Genomic DNA, 20,771 nt, shown 5'->3' with positions numbered 1-20,771 from the left:
GCGCCCACAATGGATGTGTGGTGTATCCGGATTTTGTATCCAACACCGATCAAATGTGGGAGCGGGCTTGCTCGCGAAGGGGCCATCAGCCCCCCATCAAACCCCAGGTTTAACCCGGTCCGAAGGACGCCGAACACCCGCAACAATCTTGTCCACAGCCTTGGTCGCCGCGACCATCCCGAAGGTCGCCGTCACCATCATCACCGCACCAAACCCGCCAGCACAGTCCAGCTTCACGCCATCACCGACAAAACTTTTCTGCAAACAGATGCTGCCATCCGGTTTCGGGTAGCGCAGTTGTTCGGTGGAAAACACACATGGCACGCTGTAATGGCGGGTCACGGTCCGGGAGAATCCGTAATCACGACGCAAGGTCGAGCGCACCTTCGACGCCAACGGATCATTGAACGTACGGTTCAAGTCGCACACCTGGATCAGCGTCGGATCAATCTGCCCTCCCGCCCCGCCGGTGGTGATGATCTGGATCTTGCGACGCTTGCACCAGGCAATCAGCGCGGCCTTGGCGTTGACGCTGTCGATGCAGTCGATCACGCAGTCGATGTTCGGCGTGATGTATTCGGCCATGGTCTCGCGGGTAACGAAATCCGCCACCGCATGCACCGTGCACTCCGGGTTGATCCCGCGCAGGCGCTCGGCCATTACCTCGACCTTGGGTTTGCCGACGGTGCTGTCCAGTGCGTGCAACTGCCGGTTGGCGTTGCTGACGCAGACGTCGTCGAGGTCAAACAGCGAAATCTCGCCCACGCCACAGCGGGCAATGGCTTCCGCTGCCCACGAACCCACGCCGCCGACGCCAACGATCGCCACATGCGCCGCGCGCAGGCGCTCCAGCCCCTCGATGCCATACAAACGGGCGATGCCTGCAAACCGCGGATCTTCTGTACTCATGACCATTACCCCAAAAACCGGCGCGCATTATAGGGCTTCGCTGGGCCAAATTTTGAATTTCAATCTACAAGTGTAAGAACTTATGTGAAAGCCAACTGCCCAACGTCCGGTAATTCCCTGTCTGCTGTACGTAAAGAGAATGCCCGGTGTAGGATGCGCGCCCCTTGGCGACCGCCAACCGTTCCTTCGTTCCACAGTCTTTGGAACCTGAAATAGCTATGTCATCCCGCAAATTTGGACTCAACCTGGTCGTGGTGCTCGCCATCGCAGCCTTGTTTACCGGCTTCTGGGCGCTGATCAACCGCCCGGTCACCGCCCCCAACTGGCCTGAACAGATCTCCGGCTTTTCGTACTCGCCATTCCAGCAAGGCCAGTACCCACAGAAAGAGCAGTACCCGACCGACGATCAAATGCGTCGCGACCTGGAGATCATGAGCAAGTTGACGGACAACATCCGTACTTACTCGGTCGACGGCACCCTGGAAGACATTCCCAAGCTCGCCGAGGAATTCGGCCTGCGCGTGACCCTGGGGATCTGGATCAGCCCGGACCAGGAACGCAATGAGCGCGAAATCACCCGCGCCATCGAAATTGCCAACACCTCCCGTAGCGTGGTTCGCGTGGTTGTAGGAAACGAGGCGATCTTCCGTAAGGAAATCACCGCCGCCGAACTGAGCGTAATCCTCGATCGCGTCCGCGCCGCCGTAAAGGTGCCGGTGACCACGTCCGAGCAGTGGCACGTCTGGGAAGAACACCCGGAACTGGCCAAGCACGTCGACCTGATCGCCGCCCACGTTCTGCCTTACTGGGAATTCATCCCGGTGGACAAGGCCGGTCAGTTCGTCCTCGACCGCGCCCGCGACCTGAAAAAGATGTTCCCGAAAAAACCGCTGCTGCTCTCGGAGGTTGGCTGGCCGAGCAACGGCCGTATGCGTGGCGGCACCGATGCGAGCCCGGCGGATCAGGCGATCTACCTGCGCACCCTGGTCAACAAACTCAACCGCCAGGGCTTCAACTACTTCGTGATCGAAGCGTTTGACCAGCCGTGGAAGGCCAGCGACGAAGGCTCGGTGGGCGCGTATTGGGGCGTGTTCAACGCCGCGCGCCAGCAGAAATTCAACTTCGAAGGCCCGGTCGTCGCAATCCCGCAATGGCGGGTGCTGGCGATCGGCTCGGCCGTCTTGGCGTTGCTGTCCCTGACCCTGCTGATGATCGACGGCTCGGCCCTGCGCCAGCGTGGCCGCACCTTCCTGACCTTTATCGCCTTCCTGTGCGGTTCGGTACTGGTGTGGATCGGTTACGACTACAGCCAGCAATACAGCACCTGGTTCAGCCTGACGGTCGGATTCCTTCTGGCACTCGGCGCACTCGGGGTCTTTATTGTTCTGCTGACCGAGGCGCATGAACTGGCCGAAGCGGTCTGGACCCACAAGCGTCGGCGTGAATTCCTGCCGGTGGTGGGCGATTCGGACTACAGACCAAAAGTCTCTATCCATGTGCCCTGCTACAACGAGCCGCCGGAGATGGTCAAACAGACCCTCAACGCCTTGGCCAATCTCGATTACCCGGACTTCGAAGTCCTGATCATCGACAACAACACCAAGGACCCGGCGGTCTGGGAACCGGTGCGCGATTACTGCGAAACCCTCGGCCCGCGCTTCAAATTTTTCCACGTCGCACCGCTGGCCGGTTTCAAGGGCGGCGCGCTGAACTACCTGATCCCACACACCGCCAAGGATGCCGAAGTGATCGCGGTGATCGACTCGGACTACTGCGTCGATCCCAACTGGCTCAAGCACATGGTGCCGCACTTCGCCGACCCGAAAATCGCTGTGGTGCAGTCGCCGCAGGACTATCGCGATCAGAACGAAAGCACCTTCAAAAAGCTCTGCTACGCGGAATACAAAGGCTTCTTCCACATCGGCATGGTCACCCGTAATGACCGTGACGCGATCATCCAGCACGGCACCATGACCATGACCCGGCGCTCGGTGCTTGAAGAGCTCGGCTGGGCTGACTGGTGCATCTGTGAAGACGCCGAGTTGGGTTTGCGTGTATTCGAAAAAGGCCTGTCGGCGGCGTATTACCACACCAGCTACGGCAAAGGCTTGATGCCCGATACCTTTATCGACTTCAAGAAACAGCGTTTCCGCTGGGCCTACGGAGCGATTCAGATCATCAAGCGCCACACCGCCAGTCTGCTGCGCGGCAAGGACACCGAGCTGACCCGTGGCCAGCGTTACCACTTCCTCGCGGGCTGGCTGCCGTGGGTCGCGGATGGCATGAACATCTTTTTCACTGTCGGCGCATTGTTGTGGTCGGCGGCGATGATCATCGTGCCGCAGCGGGTTGATCCGCCGTTGCTGATTTTCGCGATCCCGCCATTGGCGCTGTTCGTGTTCAAGGTCGGCAAGATCATCTTCCTGTATCGCCGCGCCGTCGGCGTGAACCTCAAAGATGCGTTCTGCGCGGCTCTGGCCGGGCTCGCGTTGTCGCACACCATCGCCAAAGCGGTGCTGTACGGCTTCTTCACCAGCAGCATTCCGTTTTTCCGCACGCCGAAAAACGCCGATAACCACGGCTTCTGGGTGGCGATTTCGGAGGCCCGTGAAGAGGTGTTCATCATGTTGCTGTTGTGGAGCGCGGCGCTGGGGATTTTCCTGGTCAACGGCCTGCCGAGCAATGACATGCGCTTCTGGGTGACTATGTTGCTGGTGCAGTCGCTGCCGTATCTGGCGGCGCTGATCATGGCGTTCCTGTCCTCGCTGCCGAAACCGGCCGCCGAGCCGGAGCCGGCACCGGCTGTCTAAATCCTTAGAGATGCACTAAACGGCGGCCAATGGCCGCCGTTTTGCTTTAAGATAACCGCCATTTTGCGCGCCCAGCACCAATTCCTGTAGGCGCAAAGCGTGCTCGCGATTGATGCGACCTGGTGTAACAGAAAGACCTCATCATCGTTCATCGCGAGCAAGCTCTGCTCCTACACAATTAGCTTCCGGAGTTTTCCATGACGGCCCACGCCGACCTTTCGCCGACCCTTCAACTCGCCATCGACCTGATCCGCCGTCCGTCCGTGACGCCGGTCGACGCCGATTGCCAGAAGCAGATGATGCAGCGCCTGGGCGATGCCGGCTTCATGCTGGAACCGATGCGCATCGAAGATGTGGATAACTTCTGGGCGACCCACGGCAAACACGACGGCCCGGTGCTGTGCTTCGCCGGTCACACCGACGTGGTGCCGACCGGTCCGGTCGCCGCCTGGCAGATCGACCCGTTCAACGCGCTGATCGACGAACACGGCATGCTCTGTGGCCGTGGCGCGGCGGACATGAAAGGCAGTCTCGCGTCGATGACCGTGGCCGCCGAGCGCTTCGTTGCCGATTACCCGGATCACAAGGGCAAGGTCGCTTTCCTGATCACCAGCGACGAAGAAGGCCCGGCGCACCACGGCACCAAGGCAGTGGTGGAACGCCTTGCCGCGCGTAAAGAACGTCTGGACTGGTGCATCGTCGGCGAACCGTCGAGCACCACGCTGGTAGGCGACGTGGTCAAGAACGGCCGTCGCGGCTCCCTCGGTGCCAAGCTGACCGTTCGCGGTGTGCAGGGCCACGTGGCCTATCCGCACCTCGCCAAGAACCCGATCCACCTCGCGGCCCCGGCCCTGGCCGAACTGGCCGCCGAGCATTGGGACCACGGCAACGATTTCTTCCCGCCGACCAGTTTCCAGATCTCCAACGTCAATTCCGGCACCGGCGCGACCAACGTGATTCCGGGCGATCTGGTGACGGTGTTCAACTTCCGTTTCTCCACCGAATCCACCGTTGAAGGCCTGCAAAAACGCGTCGCCGACATCCTCGACAAGCATGGCCTGGACTGGCACATCGACTGGGCGCTGTCCGGCCTGCCGTTCCTGACCGAGCCGGGTGCGTTGCTGGATGCCGTGGCGTCGAGCATCAAGGACATCACCGGTCGCGATACCAAGGCGTCCACCAGCGGTGGCACCTCCGACGGGCGCTTCATCGCGACCATGGGTACGCAGGTGGTTGAACTGGGCCCGGTCAACGCAACGATCCATCAGGTCAACGAGCGTGTACTGGCCGCCGACCTCGACGTGCTGACCGAAATCTACTACCAGACCCTGATCAAGTTGCTCGCCTGATGCTCGCGTGCCCGATCTGCAGTGAACCGCTGAACGCGGTGGACAACGGCGTGGCCTGCCCCGCCGGGCATCGTTTCGACCGTGCGCGCCAGGGTTACCTGAACCTGTTGCCGGTGCAGCACAAAAACAGCCGCGACCCTGGGGATAACCTGGCCATGGTCGAAGCCCGCCGCGACTTCTTGAACGCCGGCCATTACGCACCGGTGGCCAAGCGTCTGGCCGAACTGGCGGCGCACTACGCGCCACAGCGCTGGCTCGACATTGGTTGCGGCGAGGGTTACTACACCGCGCAAATCGCCGAGGCCGTGCCCAACGCAGACGGTTACGCGCTGGACATCTCCCGCGAAGCGGTCAAACGCGCCTGCAAACGCAACCCGCAACTCACCTGGTTGATCGCCAGCATGGCGCGGGTGCCGTTGGCCTCGGGCAGTTGCCAGTTTCTCGCCAGCGTCTTCAGCCCATTGGATTGGGAAGAGGCCAAACGCTTGCTCAGCCCCGGCGGCGGTTTGATGAAAGTCGGGCCGACCAGCGGCCATTTGATGGAGTTGCGCGAGCGGCTGTACGACGAAGTCCGCGAGTACACCGACGACAAACACCTGGCCTTGGTGCCGGACGGCATGGCGTTGGCTCACAGTGAAACCCTGGAATTCAAACTGACGCTTGCAGAGGGTCAGGACCGCGCGAACCTGCTGGCCATGACGCCCCACGGCTGGCGCGCCAGTGCCGAACGCCGCGCAGCGGTCATCGAACAAGCCGAGCCGTTCGAGGTCACTGTTTCAATGCGCTACGATTACTTCGTTCTTCAATAAACCCTTAATTTTTTGGTCTTGAGCAACGGCTCGAGGCCGGCTAAATCCGCGAATGGATTTTTCAGACCCGCAGTGAGGATATCCATGCGCCAACCCGATATCGAGATTTACCTGAAAGACGCCGACGTCGACTACAAAGCCATCGCGGCCTGGCTCGGCACTGCATTGGGCCCGTGCACCGACTGGGTCCAGAAAGGCCAGACCTACAAGTGCAAGGCCGGCAACGTGCCCGTCACCTGGCTGCCCAAGGCCGTGGGCAAATGGAACAGCCTGTTCCTGGACAGCGACCAGACCCCATGGGAAGACGACATCGCCTGCGCCCGCGCCGCCTTTGCCGCGCTGAACGTCGAAGTGCGTTGCGCGCCGGGGACGTGGGTCGAGGAAGAAGGTGAAGAGACAGCGGATCGCTGGATGCGTATCAGCGCTGATGGTGAAGAAGAAATCACCTGGAAAACTGCTTAAAACCAGTACACAAAACCTGTGGGAGCGAGCTTGCTCGCGATGGGGCCCTGTCAGCCAACATCAATGTTGAATGTCAGTCAGTCATCGCGAGCAAGCTCGCTCCCACAGTGGTTCTGGGTGATCTGAAGATCGGGTTTACAAACCTACAACGTCCTCAGCCTGCAGCCCTTTCTCGCCGGTCACCACGGCGTATTCAACCTGCTGGCCTTCAGCCAGCGAACGGTGACCTTCGCCGCGAATCGCGCGGTAATGCACGAACACGTCCACTCCGTCCTCGCGTTGAATAAAGCCGTAGCCCTTGGCGTCGTTGAACCACTTCACATTGCCGGTTTCGCGCGTAGCCATGAATCAGTACCCCCCTTGTTTTTATTTTGAACGGCCGAGTATATGACAGCCGTCAAAACTCTCAACTCACTTTACTTAGCCGCTTTTTTGCCGATTTTCGGTGAATACGGCACACTATCCGGCGCCCGAGCATTTGCTCGGTTTTACTCACTCACGCAGAAGTCGTATGACCCGCTCCCCGTTCCGCCGTCTTGTGTTTGGCACCCTGCGCCGATTGCTCTATCTCTGGGTTCGCTCGGAGACGATCAACCAGTCGTCGTTCACCCTTGACCTCGATCGCAGTCGCCCGGTGTTCTACGTGCTGCAAAACCCTTCGCTGACCGACCTCGCCGTGGTCGACACCGAATGCAGCAAGGCCGGCCTGCCCCGCCCGGTGTTGCCGGTTTCAGTGGGTAACCTGGTGGAACCCGCCGCGTTCTTTTACCTGACGCCTGAGCCCGACTGGCTCGGCCGTCAGGACAAACGCGGCGCGCCGCCGACCCTGACCCGACTGGTCAGTGCCCTGAGCCAGAATGCCGCCGAAGATGCGCAGATCATTCCGGTCAGTGTGTTCTGGGGCCAGTCGCCGGACAGCGAATCGAGCCCGTGGAAATTGCTCTTCGCCGACAGCTGGGCGGTGACCGGGCGTCTGCGCCGCTTGCTCAGCATCATCGTGCTGGGACGCAAGACCCGCGTGCAGTTCTCCGCACCGATCCACTTGCGTGAGCTGATCGATCACAACAAAGGCCACGAGCGCACCGTGCGCATGGCCCAGCGGATCTTGCGGGTGCACTTTCGCAACCTCAAGGCCGCCGTCATCGGCCCGGACATTTCCCACCGTCGCAATCTGGTCAAAGGTTTGCTCAACCAGCCACTGGTCAAGCAAGCGATCCTCGACGAAGCCGAGCGCGAAAACATTTCCCCGGAAAAAGCCAAGGCCCAGGCATTGCGCTACGGCAACGAAATCGCCTCCGACTACACCTACACCGCGATCCGCTTCATGGAAGTGGTGCTGAGCTGGTTCTGGAACAAGATCTACGACGGCATCAAGGTCAACAACATCGAAGGCGTACAAAAGGTCGCACCGGGTTACGAAGTGATCTACGTACCCTGCCACCGCAGCCATATCGACTACCTGCTGCTGTCCTATCTGCTGTTTCGCAATGGCCTGACCCCGCCGCACATCGCCGCCGGGATCAATCTCAACATGCCGGGTATCGGCGGTCTGCTGCGGCGCGGCGGGGCGTTCTTCATGCGCCGTACCTTCAAGGGCAACCCGTTGTACACCTCGGTGTTCAACGAATACCTGCACACGCTGTTCACCAAAGGTTTCCCGGTCGAATACTTTGTCGAGGGCGGCCGGTCGCGTACCGGACGCATGCTGCAACCAAAAACCGGGATGCTCGCAATTACCCTGCGCAGCTTCCTGCGTTCGTCGCGCATGCCCATCGTGTTTGTGCCGGTGTACATCGGCTACGAGCGCGTGTTGGAAGGCCGGACCTACCTCGGCGAGCTGCGGGGCGCGACCAAGAAAAAAGAGTCGATTTTCGATATTTTCAAAGTCATCGGCGCACTCAAGCAGCGCTTCGGCCAGGTGGCGGTGAATTTCGGCGAACCGATCAAACTGGCGGAGTTCCTCGACAGCGAACAGCCAGACTGGCGCCAACAGGAACTCGGCCCGCAATTCAAACCGGCCTGGCTCAACGAAACAACTAACCGACTCGGCAAAAAAGTCGCGCAGCATTTGAACGAAGCGGCGGCGATCAACCCGGTGAACCTGGTGGCCCTGGCGTTGCTGTCCACCAGCCGTCTGGCGCTGGATGATCGCGCCATGGCACGGGTGCTCGATCTGTATCTGGCGCTGCTGCGCAAGGTGCCGTATTCGCCGCACACCACGCTGCCGGAAGGTGACGGTCGTGCGCTGATCGAGCACGTGAAGGACATGGACCTGCTGTCCGAGCAGAGCGATGCCCTGGGCAAAATTTTGTACCTGGACGAGCAAAACGCTGTCCTCATGACCTACTACCGCAACAACGTCCTGCACATCTTTGCGCTGCCGGCGCTGCTGGCGAGCTTCTTCCAAAGTGCCTCGCGCATGAACCGCGAACAGATCCTGCGCTACACCCGTGCGCTGTATCCGTATCTGCAATCGGAACTGTTTATTCGCTGGTCCATGGATGAACTCGACAGCGTGATCGACCAATGGCTGGAAGCGTTCGTCGAACAGGGCCTGCTGCGTTTCGAAAACGATGTGTACCTGCGTCCGGCGCCAAGCTCCCGGCATTTCGTGTTGCTGACCTTGCTGTCGAAGAGCATCGCCCAGACCTTGCAGCGCTTCTACATGACCGTCTCTTTATTGCTCAACAGCGGCCAGAACAGCATCAGCGCCGAAGAGCTGGAGGACTTGTGCACGGTGATGGCCCAGCGCCTGTCGATTCTCCATGGCCTGAACGCCCCGGAATTCTTCGACAAGAGCTTGTTCCGTCACTTCATCCAGACGATGTTGGATCTCGACGTCCTCAAGCGCGACGAAGTCGGCAAATTGAGCTATCACGAATTGCTCGGCGAACTGGCCGAAGGCGCGGCCAAACGCGTATTGCCGGCGGAGATTCGCTTGTCGATCCGTCAGGTGGCGCTGCATCGCAGTGAAGATGCGGCGGATCAGGCCAAGTTGGAGAGTCTGTAACTTGCTGACAATGACTATAAGAACAAGGACGTTCTTATCTTCGCTCAGCTATGGATTAATAGACGCACCCCACTAATCCCGATACGGATATCGCGATGAACTCATTAGAAGATAACCAACACTACATCACCCTGACTTTTAGTTTGCCTGAAGACTTTCTACCGCCCAGCGATGGCGACGGTCAAACGTCTATAACTGTTCAAACTGCAAATTCTATGACGCCTGTGAAAGTCGCACATTATCAAGAGCCGGTACTGCGCAGCGGGCGCTGGAACTTCTCGTTTGCCCACAACTATTTCGATGTAAGCGTCAAATACCGCGTCACGGTCAGCATGACCCATAACGGTGCTCCGCTGCTGATTGACCTGGACTACTTCGTGATTGTTCACCGTGCACCGCACCGCCAAACCCTGCACTTGAGCCCTATCGGCCGCCTCTACATTCAAGCGCAAGAACCTGAAGTAGTCGAACCCGAACATGCGGTGACCATTATTGCCCATGAGCACGACAACGCGACGGTGCAACTGACTCAGGTGCATATCAGTGAACACATGGCAGAGGCGTTTTATCTCGAGTACGATCCGGACACTGTGGTGCCGGGCAAGCGCTATACCCTGAGGGCGACTGAAAATGAATACCGCAATTCAATAGAGGTGTCTCCCCACTCCGTTGTGTTGAAACCCTTCAGTAAAGTCTGAAAATAGTGTTCATCAACGCTACACGGGCGAAACTGCTGTAAAAATCCGTTAGATTATCGCCAGCGTTTCACTCCACTCCTCTTTCGAACAAGGAAGCTGCCATGCTTCGCCCTACCCTTCGCTTCGCCGGCCTCTGCGCAGGCTTGCTGATCTCTGCCAGCGCACTGGCGCTGACGCTCAACGACCTGTCGCAAAAAGACGCCACCGGCGGCCTCAAGGATGCCTTGACCCAAGGGGCGCAGCTGGCGGTCAAACAACTCGGCACACCCGGTGGTTTCAGCAACAACCCGGAGGTGAAAATCGGTTTGCCGGGCAAACTCGGCAAGGTCGCCGGCAAGATGAAGCAGTTTGGCATGGGCGATCAGGTCGACGAACTGGAAGCCAGCATGAACAAAGCAGCTGAAACCGCCGTGACCCAGGCGCAGCCAATCCTCGTGGACGCGGTGAAGAAAATGAGTGTGGAAGATGCCAAGGGCATCCTCAGCGGCGGCAACGACTCGGCCACTCAGTACCTGAACAAAACCAGCCGCGAACAGATCCGCGCCAAGTTCCTGCCGATTGTGAAGCAAGCCACTGATCAGGTCGGTCTGGCCAAGCAATACAACACGTTCGCCGGTCAGGCGGCGACCATGGGCGTGCTGGACACCAAGAACGCCAACATCGAAAGCTACGTCACCGAGCAAGCCCTGAACGGCTTGTTCGAGATGATCGGCAAACAGGAAGAAACCATCCGCCAGAACCCTGCGGCGGCGGCGACCAGTTTGGCGAAGAAGGTGTTTGGGACGTTGTAATTTCGAGTAACTGACCGCTGTAAAAAAGCCCGCTGACCTTTATTGGTTCAGCGGGCTTTTTCAACCAGCGATCAAAGCGCTCGGTGCAAGCCAGACTCTTGCGATAGACCTCGGTAAAACCACTGACGGCCCGCAGGATCACCGAACACTGGAAATCGATGAAGTAAGTCAGGTCCAGTTCATCGGCTTCGGTATTCAAATACGACCGCCCGTATTTCACGGGTGCGTTGCGCAGCAACACGCTGATCGCAATGTAGCGAAACGCCGAGAAGTCACTCTTGAACATGAACCAGTAGAACAGCGCCCGCGCGACACGACCATTGCCATCGCGAAAAGGATGCTCGTACCCCAAGGCAAAATGCAGCGCGATGCCTTTCACCAGCGGATGGAGGTAGTCCCCACGGTTGATATCGTTGTTGGACTGATTGATCCACTTCGACAGCAGCTGCAAGCGCGACACCAGCCCTGCTGCGGGCGGCGGTGTATGAACCGTGTTGCCCTCGCCGTCCTGCACCACTACAACATCATTGCCTCTGAATTCGCCCGGCGAATACTGCGCATCATTAATACCCTCGACGCCAACACGATGCATCGCGGCGATGAGTTCCACACTCAGTGGTTCATAACGCTGCTCCCAGGCAAAGTTCATCATCTGGTAGTTGCCAATGACCATTCGCTCGTCGGGCGTACGCGGCAGGCGATGGCGCTTGAGCATGTCCTTGGCCACTCGCGTGGTCGTTGCAGCGCCTTCGAGTTGGCTGCTGCTAATGGCTTCGTCTTCGATCAGGTCATTGAGCAGATAGCTGAAATGCGCGCGTTCACCGATCTGGCTGGTCATGTATTCCAGCGCGGCGGTGGTGGTTTGCCGATCGACTGCCGAAATGGCTTTCTGCGCCAACGGCGTCAGCACGAAGTGGCCCCACTGGACCGGCTCCCCCAAGGGCAGAAGGGAGGAATACTGTGCTGTCCGGGCCTTTTTGATCAAGGCCCAGCACACTCTTGAATCCAGCCCCGGCGCCCAGCGGTAACGTAATTCATCGAAAGGAAGGTAACGCCCCTGATCATCCAGAGGCTTTAGCAGGGCCAGGTAGTCCGGAAGGCGCTCCTTGTGGGGCGATTTCATCAACAGGTCGAACACAGGATCGGTCCTGCCCGTTACAACCGGTGGTTTCTTCATGACGACTGACTCAATACTCGTAAAACTGAGTCGCGAGTACAGCATTCAGATCCCCCTGACTCAATATCAGAGGTTTCTGAAATACATGTAGGAAGTCAGACCGGCTCTTTCTTGACCCTGAACCACGCCGCATACAACGCCGGCAAAAACAGCAACGTCAACGCCGTCGCCACAATCAGCCCGCCCATGATCGCCACCGCCATCGGCCCGAAGAACACACTACGTGACAACGGAATCATCGCCAGTACCGCCGCGAGTGCAGTCAACACAATCGGGCGGAAGCGACGCACCGTTGCCTCAATGATCGCCTGCCAGGGCTTGAGGCCTGACGCGATGTCTTGCTCGATCTGGTCCACCAGAATTACCGAGTTACGCATGATCATCCCGGACAGCGCGATGGTCCCCAGCATCGCGACAAAACCGAACGGCTGCCGGAACACCAACAGGAACAAGGTCACGCCGATCAGCCCCAGCGGCGCGGTGAGGAACACCATCACCGTGCGCGAGAAGCTGCGCAGTTGCAGCATCAGCAACGTCAACACCACCACGATGAACAGCGGCACGCCGGCCTTCACCGAATTCTGGCCACGAGCGGAATCCTCGACCGTGCCGCCGACGTCCAGCAAGTAGCCGTCAGGCAATTCGGCGCGAATCGGATCAAGCGTCGGCATGATCTGCTTCACCAGCGTGGCGGGTTGTTCCTTGCCGTAAATGTCGGCACGAACGGTGACGTTCGGCAGGCGATTACGGTGCCAGATGATGCCTTCTTCGAAGCCGTATTCCAGCGTCGCGATCTGCGACAGTGCAACGCTTCGGCCATTGTCGGTCGGTATCGCCAGGCTCGGCAGCAACGACAGTTCGGTGCGTTCGTGCAGGGTGCCGCGCAGCAGGATTTCGATCAACTCGTTGTCTTCGCGGTACTGGCTGACGCTGGAACCGGTCAAGGAACTTTGCAGGGATTTCGACAGGTTCGCCGTGCTCACGCCCAGCGCTCGTGCGCGGTCCTGATCGACGTTCAGGTACACGACTTTGCTCGGTTCTTCCCAGTCCAGGTGGACGTTGGCCACGTGCGGATTCTCGCGAACCTTGGCCGCCACTTTACGTGCCAGCGCGCGGACCTCGTCGATGTGCTCACCAGTGACCCGGAACTGCACCGGATAGCCCACGGGCGGCCCGTTTTCAAGACGCGTGACGCGCCCACGCAGAGCCGGGAATTGTTCGTTGAGGGTTTCGATCAGCCAGGTGCGCAGGCTTTCACGGTCCTCAATGGTCTTGGCCAGCACCACCACCTGCGCGAAGCTTGCCGCCGGCAATTGTTGATCCAGTGGCAGGTAGAAACGCGGCGAACCGGTGCCAACGTAGGCCACGTAGTTGTCGATACCGGCGCGGTCCTTCAGCAAGGCTTCCAGGCGTTTGACCTCGTCGGCGGTGTTGCTCAGGGAGGCGCCTTCGGCCAGTTTCAAATCGATCATCAGCTCCAGCCGCCCCGAGGCCGGGAAGAATTGTTGCGGCACGAAACGGAACAGCATGACCGAGGCAACAAACATCATGATCGTCAGCACGATCACCGTTTTGCGTCGCCGTACGCACCATTCCACCAGACGCCTGACCCGCTCATAGAAAGGCGTGCCGTAAGGGTCAGGCTGATCCGTGCCGTGTTTCGCCGCATGAATTTTCGCCAGATCCGGCAGGAGCTTTTCCCCCAGGTACGGTACAAAAACCACGGCAGCCACCCATGAGGCCAGCAGCGCGATGGTCACCACCTGGAAGATCGAGCGGGTGTATTCGCCGGTGCTCGATTGCGCAGTGGCGATCGGCAGGAAACCGGCGGCGGTGATCAGCGTACCGGTGAGCATCGGGAACGCCGTGCTGGTCCAGGCATAACTGGCGGCCTTGATACGGTCGAAGCCTTGCTCCATTTTAATCGCCATCATTTCCACGGCGATGATCGCGTCATCTACCAGCAATCCCAGCGCCAGTACCAATGCGCCGAGGGAAATCTTGTGCAGGCCGATGCCCAGGTAATACATGCAGGCAAAGGTCATCGCCAGCACCAGCGGGATCGCCAGCGCTACGACCATGCCGGTGCGCACGCCGAGGGAGAAGAAGCTCACCAGCAACACAATCGCCAGGGCTTCCACGAGCACCTGAATGAACTCACCGACCCCGGTTTTCACCGCCGCTGGCTGGTCTGAGACCTTGCGCAACTGCATCCCGGCGGGAAGGTTGTTCTGGATGCGATCGAACTCGATTTCCAGCGCCTTGCCCAACACCAGAATGTCGCCGCCGTCCTTCATCGCCACGGCCAGACCAATAGCGTTTTCGGCCATGAAGCGCATGCGCGGTGCAGGAGGATCGTTGAAACCACGGCGGACATCAGCTACATCGGAAATGCGAAACGTGCGATCGCCGACGCGGATCGGGAAGTTCTTGATCTCATCGACCGTCTGAAAATTCCCCGATACCCGTAGCTGCAATCGCTCACTGGTGGTTTCAAAAAACCCCGCCGTCGACACCGCGTTCTGTTCTTCAAGCGCTTGCTGCACGGCGGCCAATGGCAAGCCAAGGGTGGCGAGTTTGACGTTGGACAGCTCGATCCAGATCTTCTCGTCCTGCAGCCCAAGCAAGTCGACCTTGCCCACATCCTTGACCCGTTGCAGCTGGATCTGAATGCGGTCGGCGTAATCCTTCAACACGGCGTAATCAAATCCGTCGCCGGTCAGGGCGTAGATGTTGCCGAAAGTAGTGCCGAATTCATCGTTGAAAAACGGCCCCTGAATCCCCGGCGGCAAGGTGTAGCGGATGTCGCTGATCTTCTTGCGGACCTGATACCAGAGCTCGGGAATGTCCTGCGAGTGCATGGCATCGCGAGCGATAAAGGTCACTTGGGACTCACCCGGACGGGAGAACGAGACGATGCGCTCGTACTCGCCGGTTTCCATCAGTTTTTTCTCGATGCGTTCGGTGACCTGGCGTGACACTTCTTGAGCCGTGGCTCCCGGCCAGTTCGTACGAACCACCATGGCCTTGAAGGTAAACGGCGGGTCTTCACTTTGGCCGAGCTTGGTGTAGGAAAGTGCGCCAACGACGGCCAGCAAGAGCATCAGGAACAGTACGATCTGGCGGTTGCGTAACGCCCATTCGGAAAGATTGAAACCCATCGGGAATTACTCCTTGTCCGCCAGATTGACCACGCGGTTGGAGCGATCCACCGGACGCACTTGTTGCCCGTCGTGCAGCACATGGACACCAGCGGCCACCACCCAGTCGCTGGCGTTCAGCCCTTCGAGCACCGACACGGTTTTCTCGCCGAACGGACCGACCCGCACCGGGGCTTTTTTCAGGGTATTGTTGGCGCCGAGCACCCACACGTAGGTCGCACCGTTTTCTGCGGTGACCGCCGATAACGGCACCGACAGCGCAATGGTCTCTGCCGTCTGGATGAATACCCGGGCGCTTTGGCCGAGCTCCGCCGCGACTTTGCCAGCGGTGAATGCGATGCGGGCGGCGAAAGTGCGCGATTTTGGATCGGCGGCGGGCGACAGTTCGCGGATGCGGCCGGCGAAGCGTTGATCCGGTTGGGTCCAGAGTTCTACCGACACTGGCTGACCCACCTTGAAGCGGCCGAAACTCTGTTCTGGCAGGCTGATCAACACTTCACGTTCGCCATCGGTGGCGAGGGTGAAAACGGTTTGCCCGGCGGCCACCACTTGCCCCACTTCCACGGCACGCTTGGCCACCACGCCATCCTGAGGCGCGCGCAGTACCGCGTAGCTCGCCTGATTGGTCGAGACATTGAATTCGGCTTTGATTTGCTTGAGGCGGGCTTCACCCGAGCGGTAAAGGTTTTCCGCATTGTCGTACTGCGAATGGCTGACCATCTGACGGTCCATCAAGGTCTTGTAGCGATCCCGCTCGGCACGCACCAGGCTGAGATTGGCCTCGGCGGCGGCGACCTGGGCGCGGGTGGCTTCCAGTTGCAGGCGTACGTCCTGTGGATCGAGCTCTGCCAGCGGCTGGTCAGCCTTGACACGCTGCCCTTCCTCGACCAGTCGTCGGCTGACTTTACCGCCAATGCGGAACGCCAGGTCCGGCTCGTAACGCGCCCGGACTTCACCGGGATAGCTTTCCATGGCCTGCGCCGAAGGCTCTGGCTGAACCACCATGGCCGGACGAATAGTCACTTGCGGCGCCTCTTCGTGACCGCACGCCGTCAATAAAAACGCCAGACCAGCTGGCAACGCGAGGGACAAGGCATAGCGGAACATGGTGAACGACCTTTCGCTAATAGTGCTTGGAATAATTATACTGAGCAGTATGGTATTAATAGCAAACTCACCAGTCCAGTATTAAAGCGAAATATGGCGAACAATCTTTCAGCACCCAGCGGTCCGGGCCGCCCCAAGGATCTGGCCAAGCGCCAGGCCATCCTCGATGCAGCGAAAATCCTGTTCGTGAGCAACGGTTACGCGAACACCAGCATGGACGCCGTGGCGGCTGAGGCTGGCGTATCCAAGTTGACGGTCTACAGCCACTTCAACGACAAGGAGACGCTGTTCTCCGCCGCCGTGGTCGCCAAGTGCGAAGAGCAACTGCCACCACTGTTTTTCGAACTCGCGGACGGGGTTGCGGTGGAAACGGTGCTGCTGAACATTGCGCACGGTTTTCATCAGCTGATCAACAGCGACGAATCAGTGAACCTGCACCGCCTGATGATCACCCTCGGCAGCCAGGATCCGAAACTCTCGCTGATCTTTTTCGAAGCCGGGCCGCAACGCATGCTGGATGGCATGGAGCGGTTGCTGACTCAGGTTGATCAGAGCGGCGTGCTGAGCATTGATAAACCGCGTAATGCGGCTGAACATTTCTTCTGTTTGCTCAAGGGTGGAGGCAATTTTCGGTTGCTGTATGGCTGCGGCGGACCGGTGACCGGGGTGGCGGCCGAGGAGCATGTGCAGGAAGTGGTGGGGTTGTTTATGCGGGCGTATCGACCAGAGACAACCTGATAGGTTTGGGGTTGCCAATTCTGGCCCCTTCGCGAGCAAGCCCGCTCCCACAGGGGGTCTCGGGTGTCGCTCAGATCCAGTGTGGGAGCGGGCTTGCTCGCGATGGGGCGACGCGGTGTCAGGGTTTGAGCGCTTTCTTCGGATAAATGTCATACCGGCTGGATTTTCCGTCCAGTGCATGACTCGGCTTTGGCCCGGCAATACACGGCGCCTTGCGCGGCCGCTTGACCACCACCCGGTGGCTGGCCAACGCCAATGCCGCCTCGAGCAACGCCGGCGCATCCGGGTCATCGCCCACCAATGGCCGGAACAAGCGCATTTCCTTCTTCACCAACGCGGTTTTCTCGCGATGGGGAAACATCGGGTCAAGGTAGATCACCTGCGGCGGCTCACCTTCCCAATTGCGCATCACCTCAATCGAATTGCCCTTGAGCAAGCGCATGCGCGCCACGATCGGGGCCACGTCGAAATCTTCCGCGCCGCGTGCCAGGCCATCCTCCAGCAAAGCGCCGATCAGCGGCTGACGTTCGATCAGGCTCATCTCGCAGCCCAGGCTCGCCAGCACGAACGCATCCTTGCCCAACCCCGCCGTGGCATCCAGAACACGCGGACGCACGCCCTGCGCGATGCCAACGGCCTTGGCGATCATTTGCCCCGTGCCGCCACCGAACAATCGGCGATGCGCTGCCCCGCCTTCGACGAAGTCCACCCGCACCGGCCCCGGTGCATCCGCCCCGAGCTGTTGCAGTTGCAAACCCTGCTCGCCGACCTGCAAGGCAAACTCGCCATCATCCACTTGCAACGGCAAGCCCAGGCGCTCGGCCCATTGCTCGGCCTGGGGCTGAAAGGTCGTGCCCAAGGCCTCGACATGGATGCGGCAAACCGCCGGTTGATCAATCATCGGAAAACACGCTCAAAAAATTAATGATCGGCAAAAACGGCCGATAACAAAACTAACGGGCATTTTGCCAGAGCTGAGCGTCGACCGAGAGAAATGTCAGACTTTCAACCCACAATCACAGGTTTTATCTCGCCCTACGGCGATTACAACCTGCGAAACACCCAGGCGTTGGGCGGTGTCAGTCACCTGTGGCAAGATTTTTTTGCCCGGGCGCTGGCCGATCAGCCGGGTGATGGGGTTCCTGAGTCGCTCAAGTTTCCACCGGTCGATCTCGACAGCCCGGTCGAACCTACCGTCGGCAGTGAGCTGCTGGCGCACATCGTCTCCCAGCGCGAATGCAACGTGACCGAAACCGTGGTCCGCCCGCCGGAGCCGCTGTTTTTGCCGATTGCCGAGTTTGAAATGGACCTGGCCGACAAACCGGCTCCACCGTTCCCGCCGGAAGAAATCGTCACTCAGCAAAAACAACAGGATTTCGAAAGCGGCTGGGTTCGCCCAATCGTGCTCACCGCCGGCCAACCCGTGCCAGAAGCCGGGCCGGCGCCACAACCGCGTCCGCTGCACCTGCCCATCGCCGAGTTCGAAATGGACCTGCTGGACAAACCGTTCCCGCCGTTCTCCGCGGAAGAGCTGGTGGAGCAACAGAAACAACTCGATTTCGATAACGGCTGGGCTCGCCCGATCGTTCTGCAAAACCTGCGCATCGCCGCCTGACCTTCAATAACAGGCTCTCAGCAAAACCGCTGCCTCAAACTTTGAACAGTTGGTTAGCCTTCGCATACGGCATGGATCGCGAGGTAAACCCGAACGTGCCCGAGGTCTTGATCTCTTCAGCTGCACGGAAAAACTCGCCATACGCCGCCAGGGCCAGCGCCGATCCAACGCTGATGCGCTTGACGCCCATTTCGCTCAATTGCTCGACCGTCAACTTGAGCCCGCCAGACATCAATATATTGACCGGTTTGGGCGCGACCGCACGGACGACCGCCAACACGTCTTCAGCGCTGCGCAGCCCCGGCGCATAGAGCACGTCGGCACCCGCCTCGGCGAACGCCTGCAAGCGGCGAATGGTGTCAGCGAGATCGGGGTTGCCATGCAAAAAATTCTCTGCGCGCGCAGTCAGCATGAAGGGGAACGGCAGGCTCCGCGCGGCCGCCACTGCCGCTTCAACCCGCGCCACGGCATGTTCGAAGCAGTAGATCGGCGCCGCTTCACGGCCCGTGGCATCTTCGATAGAACCGCCGACCGCACCGGCCTCGGCCGCGCGCAAAATGCTCTGGGCGCATTCCACGGGGTCGTCGGCAAAACCGTTTTCCAGATCCACCGCCACCGGCAGATCAGTGGCCGCGACAATCGCCCGTACATTCGCCAGCGTATCGTCGAGGGTCAACGCGCCATCAGGGCGTGCATTGGAAAAGGCGTAACCGGCACTGGTGGTTGCCAGCGCCTCGAAACCGAGGCTGGCGAGCATCTTCGCCGAGCCGGCGTCCCACGGGTTGGGAATGACAAAGGCCCCGTCGCGTTCGTGCAGCGCTTTGAACGCCAGGGCTCGAAGGGTTTGCGCATCCATTGGGCAGGCTCCTGAGAAGGGAAACGAATCCGCCTCAGAGCAAGCCAAGTTGCTCCGCTGCGGGTTCTCTGTATAGCTCAGGCAGCGGCGGCAGGCCAGGCAATCGCAGCATCAGTTGTGCGTGAAAACGTTGCGCCAGTCTGGCGGCGAGCACGTTATCGGCGGTGTGCAGGAAGATGTAGGGCGAGCGCCCCTCTTCGATCCACGCAGCGATTTTCTCGACCCATGGCAGCAGAAACGGATCGTTGGCTTCCAGTTGGGGATGGCCGATGAAACGCACCTGCGGGAACTGGGTGAACGCGGCCGGGCGGGGCGGCACTTTGGGCTTTTTCGATTGGGCATGAAGCACCGAAGGATCGGTCGACGTGCAACTGAACAGCGCACGCGGATCAAGGCAGATGCGCTCGACCCCACGATCCAGCAGCAGGCGATTGAGCCTGCGCTCGGCATCACCCTTGGCAAAGAACGCATCGTGGCGCACTTCGACGGCCAGCGGTCGCTCCAGCGCGTCAATGAACGCGGTCAGTTCGGGCAATCGCTGCGGCGTGAAGCTTTTCGACAATTGCAGCCACAACGACGACACCCGCTCACCCAAGGGGCTGAGCAATGACACGAAGGTTTCGGCGGCGGTCAGTTGTTCACGCAAGTCACCGCCGTGGCTGATGTCACCGGGGAACTTGGCGGTGAAACGAAAGTGTTCGGGCATGGCCTCGGCCCAGCGCTCGACAGTGGTCGCAGCCGGGCTCGCATAGAAGGTCGTATTGCCTTCTACGGCGTTGAAGACTTGGGTATAGAGATTCAGAAATTCGGAGGATTTCGCGTCTGGCGGATAGAGGTAATCGCGCCAGGCGTTTTCACTCCAGGACGGGCAGCCGAGGAAGTAAGGCAGTCGCATCAGATGTACAGGTCGAGACCCATCACATCCGTATCCCAATCGACAAAAGTGGCCGTGCTCAGGTAGCTGGCGAGTGCCGTGGCCACGCTTTTGCTCATGGCGCGGTGGTAGATCATGTCTTGTTGACGCGCAGGCAGATTGCTCAGGCGTTGCGCAGAGGCTTTGGCGGCCCGGGCAGCCATTTGCTCTTCGGACGGAATTTCCAGTTCACCGTCGATATCGACGTAATCATCTTCCGCCACAGGGCCTTTGCGAGGCTTGCGCTTGATGGGGTAGGACTGAGAGGAAACGCCGTCTATACGCATGAGTACATGTCCGGTATCAATGATGGCAGTTTAGTGGCGCACAGACCACTTCGCAAACCGCTTGGTGATAACTAGAACA

General features: G+C 59.6%; 18 protein-coding genes. 9 read left to right on the top strand and 9 right to left on the bottom strand.

Annotated features, from left to right (window positions below):
- Positions 1 to 96: 96 nt before the first annotated feature.
- Positions 97 to 915 (bottom strand): tRNA cyclic N6-threonylcarbamoyladenosine(37) synthase TcdA, encoded by an 819-nt coding sequence (gene tcdA / locus NL116_RS06260; protein ID WP_494376450.1) that lies wholly within the window; start codon positions 913 to 915, stop codon positions 97 to 99.
- A gap of 212 nt (positions 916 to 1,127) precedes the next feature.
- Here tcdA and NL116_RS06255 point away from each other — a divergent pair, with 212 nt between their 5' ends.
- The 4 genes from NL116_RS06255 (at position 1,128) to NL116_RS06240 (ending at position 6,339) form a co-directional block, all read left to right on the top strand.
- Positions 1,128 to 3,719 carry a glycosyltransferase gene (locus NL116_RS06255; RefSeq protein ID WP_494376449.1) on the top strand — a complete coding sequence of 864 codons (2,592 nt, stop codon included), beginning with the start codon at positions 1,128 to 1,130 and terminating at the stop codon, positions 3,717 to 3,719.
- Positions 3,720 to 3,916: 197 nt separating this feature from the next.
- Complete coding sequence (gene dapE / locus NL116_RS06250; RefSeq protein ID WP_494376448.1) at positions 3,917 to 5,068, top strand: succinyl-diaminopimelate desuccinylase; 1,152 nt, start codon at positions 3,917 to 3,919, stop codon at positions 5,066 to 5,068.
- Positions 5,068 to 5,877, top strand: coding sequence for a putative RNA methyltransferase (locus tag NL116_RS06245; protein WP_494376447.1), 810 nt, complete (start codon positions 5,068 to 5,070; stop codon positions 5,875 to 5,877). Before dapE ends, NL116_RS06245 begins: the two co-directional genes overlap by 1 nt.
- 84 nt (positions 5,878 to 5,961) lie before the next feature.
- The gene (locus tag NL116_RS06240) at positions 5,962 to 6,339 is read left to right on the top strand and encodes a hypothetical protein (RefSeq protein WP_007947690.1); all 378 of its coding nucleotides are present in this window, start codon (positions 5,962 to 5,964) and stop codon (positions 6,337 to 6,339) included.
- A 135-nt stretch (positions 6,340 to 6,474) separates the two neighbouring features.
- Here NL116_RS06240 and NL116_RS06235 read toward each other — a convergent pair whose 3' ends face one another.
- Positions 6,475 to 6,684, bottom strand: coding sequence for a cold-shock protein (locus NL116_RS06235; RefSeq protein ID WP_010462862.1), 210 nt, complete (start codon positions 6,682 to 6,684; stop codon positions 6,475 to 6,477).
- Between the two features lie 166 nt (positions 6,685 to 6,850).
- On the opposite strand from NL116_RS06235, the gene plsB reads away from it, so the two are divergent.
- The 3 genes from plsB (at position 6,851) to NL116_RS06220 (ending at position 10,838) form a co-directional block, all read left to right on the top strand.
- A complete protein-coding gene (gene plsB, locus NL116_RS06230) occupies positions 6,851 to 9,349 on the top strand; it encodes a glycerol-3-phosphate 1-O-acyltransferase PlsB (RefSeq protein WP_494376446.1) in 2,499 nt (832 codons plus the stop codon).
- Between the two features lie 95 nt (positions 9,350 to 9,444).
- Positions 9,445 to 10,047 (top strand): hypothetical protein, encoded by a 603-nt coding sequence (locus tag NL116_RS06225; protein ID WP_494376445.1) that lies wholly within the window; start codon positions 9,445 to 9,447, stop codon positions 10,045 to 10,047.
- A 101-nt stretch (positions 10,048 to 10,148) separates the two neighbouring features.
- Positions 10,149 to 10,838 carry a DUF4197 domain-containing protein gene (locus NL116_RS06220; protein WP_494376444.1) on the top strand — a complete coding sequence of 230 codons (690 nt, stop codon included), beginning with the start codon at positions 10,149 to 10,151 and terminating at the stop codon, positions 10,836 to 10,838.
- Here NL116_RS06220 and NL116_RS06215 read toward each other — a convergent pair.
- From NL116_RS06215 to NL116_RS06205, 3 genes are all read right to left on the bottom strand, one after another.
- Positions 10,720 to 12,015 (bottom strand): Fic family protein, encoded by a 1,296-nt coding sequence (locus NL116_RS06215; RefSeq protein ID WP_494376443.1) that lies wholly within the window; start codon positions 12,013 to 12,015, stop codon positions 10,720 to 10,722. The two genes, NL116_RS06220 and NL116_RS06215, sit on opposite strands and share 119 nt — an antisense overlap.
- Positions 12,016 to 12,110: 95 nt before the next feature.
- Positions 12,111 to 15,176: an efflux RND transporter permease subunit gene (locus NL116_RS06210; RefSeq protein ID WP_494376442.1), complete on the bottom strand. Its 3,066-nt coding sequence runs from the start codon at positions 15,174 to 15,176 to the stop codon at positions 12,111 to 12,113.
- 6 nt (positions 15,177 to 15,182) lie between these two features.
- The gene (locus NL116_RS06205; protein WP_494376441.1) at positions 15,183 to 16,283 is read right to left on the bottom strand and encodes an efflux RND transporter periplasmic adaptor subunit; all 1,101 of its coding nucleotides are present in this window, start codon (positions 16,281 to 16,283) and stop codon (positions 15,183 to 15,185) included.
- Positions 16,284 to 16,376: 93 nt separating this feature from the next.
- Here NL116_RS06205 and NL116_RS06200 point away from each other — a divergent pair, with 93 nt between their 5' ends.
- Positions 16,377 to 17,021: a TetR/AcrR family transcriptional regulator gene (locus NL116_RS06200; protein WP_494376440.1), complete on the top strand. Its 645-nt coding sequence runs from the start codon at positions 16,377 to 16,379 to the stop codon at positions 17,019 to 17,021.
- Positions 17,022 to 17,139: 118 nt separating this feature from the next.
- Here NL116_RS06200 and NL116_RS06195 read toward each other — a convergent pair whose 3' ends face one another.
- Positions 17,140 to 17,922 (bottom strand): class I SAM-dependent methyltransferase, encoded by a 783-nt coding sequence (locus tag NL116_RS06195; protein ID WP_027924956.1) that lies wholly within the window; start codon positions 17,920 to 17,922, stop codon positions 17,140 to 17,142.
- 93 nt (positions 17,923 to 18,015) lie between these two features.
- On the opposite strand from NL116_RS06195, the gene NL116_RS06190 reads away from it, so the two are divergent.
- Entirely contained in the window at positions 18,016 to 18,636 is a 621-nt protein-coding gene (locus NL116_RS06190; protein ID WP_494376439.1) for an energy transducer TonB, read from the top strand.
- A 34-nt stretch (positions 18,637 to 18,670) separates the two neighbouring features.
- On the opposite strand, the gene NL116_RS06185 is transcribed toward NL116_RS06190, so the two are convergent.
- From NL116_RS06185 to NL116_RS06175, 3 genes are read right to left on the bottom strand one after another with little or no spacing between them, the layout of a single operon-like run.
- Positions 18,671 to 19,492 (bottom strand): isocitrate lyase/PEP mutase family protein, encoded by an 822-nt coding sequence (locus tag NL116_RS06185; RefSeq protein WP_494376438.1) that lies wholly within the window; start codon positions 19,490 to 19,492, stop codon positions 18,671 to 18,673.
- Between the two features lie 34 nt (positions 19,493 to 19,526).
- The gene (locus tag NL116_RS06180) at positions 19,527 to 20,387 is read right to left on the bottom strand and encodes a DUF72 domain-containing protein (RefSeq protein WP_494376437.1); all 861 of its coding nucleotides are present in this window, start codon (positions 20,385 to 20,387) and stop codon (positions 19,527 to 19,529) included.
- Positions 20,387 to 20,692 carry a hypothetical protein gene (locus tag NL116_RS06175; RefSeq protein ID WP_494376436.1) on the bottom strand — a complete coding sequence of 102 codons (306 nt, stop codon included), beginning with the start codon at positions 20,690 to 20,692 and terminating at the stop codon, positions 20,387 to 20,389. Before NL116_RS06175 ends, NL116_RS06180 begins: the two co-directional genes overlap by 1 nt.
- Positions 20,693 to 20,771 lie beyond the last annotated feature (79 nt).

The sequence above is a fragment of the Pseudomonas sp. FBCC-B1667 genome (genome assembly GCF_059133255.1).
The sequence above is the reverse complement of the archived record's forward strand: the minus strand, read 5'-3'. Positions and strand labels throughout refer to the sequence as shown.

Coding starts and splice junctions, on each gene's coding strand:
- NL116_RS06235 (WP_010462862.1), bottom strand. CDS start 6,684: ATGGCTACGCGCGAAACCGGCAATGTGAAGTGGTTCAACGACGCCAAG.
- NL116_RS06225 (WP_494376445.1), top strand. CDS start 9,445: ATGAACTCATTAGAAGATAACCAACACTACATCACCCTGACTTTTAGT.
- NL116_RS06240 (WP_007947690.1), top strand. CDS start 5,962: ATGCGCCAACCCGATATCGAGATTTACCTGAAAGACGCCGACGTCGAC.
- NL116_RS06215 (WP_494376443.1), bottom strand. CDS start 12,015: ATGAAGAAACCACCGGTTGTAACGGGCAGGACCGATCCTGTGTTCGAC.
- NL116_RS06245 (WP_494376447.1), top strand. CDS start 5,068: ATGCTCGCGTGCCCGATCTGCAGTGAACCGCTGAACGCGGTGGACAAC.
- NL116_RS06210 (WP_494376442.1), bottom strand. CDS start 15,176: ATGGGTTTCAATCTTTCCGAATGGGCGTTACGCAACCGCCAGATCGTA.
- NL116_RS06205 (WP_494376441.1), bottom strand. CDS start 16,283: ATGTTCCGCTATGCCTTGTCCCTCGCGTTGCCAGCTGGTCTGGCGTTT.
- NL116_RS06185 (WP_494376438.1), bottom strand. CDS start 19,492: ATGGATGCGCAAACCCTTCGAGCCCTGGCGTTCAAAGCGCTGCACGAA.
- plsB (WP_494376446.1), top strand. CDS start 6,851: ATGACCCGCTCCCCGTTCCGCCGTCTTGTGTTTGGCACCCTGCGCCGA.
- tcdA (WP_494376450.1), bottom strand. CDS start 915: ATGGTCATGAGTACAGAAGATCCGCGGTTTGCAGGCATCGCCCGTTTG.
- dapE (WP_494376448.1), top strand. CDS start 3,917: ATGACGGCCCACGCCGACCTTTCGCCGACCCTTCAACTCGCCATCGAC.
- NL116_RS06200 (WP_494376440.1), top strand. CDS start 16,377: ATGGCGAACAATCTTTCAGCACCCAGCGGTCCGGGCCGCCCCAAGGAT.
- NL116_RS06195 (WP_027924956.1), bottom strand. CDS start 17,922: ATGATTGATCAACCGGCGGTTTGCCGCATCCATGTCGAGGCCTTGGGC.
- NL116_RS06180 (WP_494376437.1), bottom strand. CDS start 20,387: ATGCGACTGCCTTACTTCCTCGGCTGCCCGTCCTGGAGTGAAAACGCC.
- NL116_RS06220 (WP_494376444.1), top strand. CDS start 10,149: ATGCTTCGCCCTACCCTTCGCTTCGCCGGCCTCTGCGCAGGCTTGCTG.
- NL116_RS06175 (WP_494376436.1), bottom strand. CDS start 20,692: ATGCGTATAGACGGCGTTTCCTCTCAGTCCTACCCCATCAAGCGCAAG.
- NL116_RS06190 (WP_494376439.1), top strand. CDS start 18,016: ATGTCAGACTTTCAACCCACAATCACAGGTTTTATCTCGCCCTACGGC.
- NL116_RS06255 (WP_494376449.1), top strand. CDS start 1,128: ATGTCATCCCGCAAATTTGGACTCAACCTGGTCGTGGTGCTCGCCATC.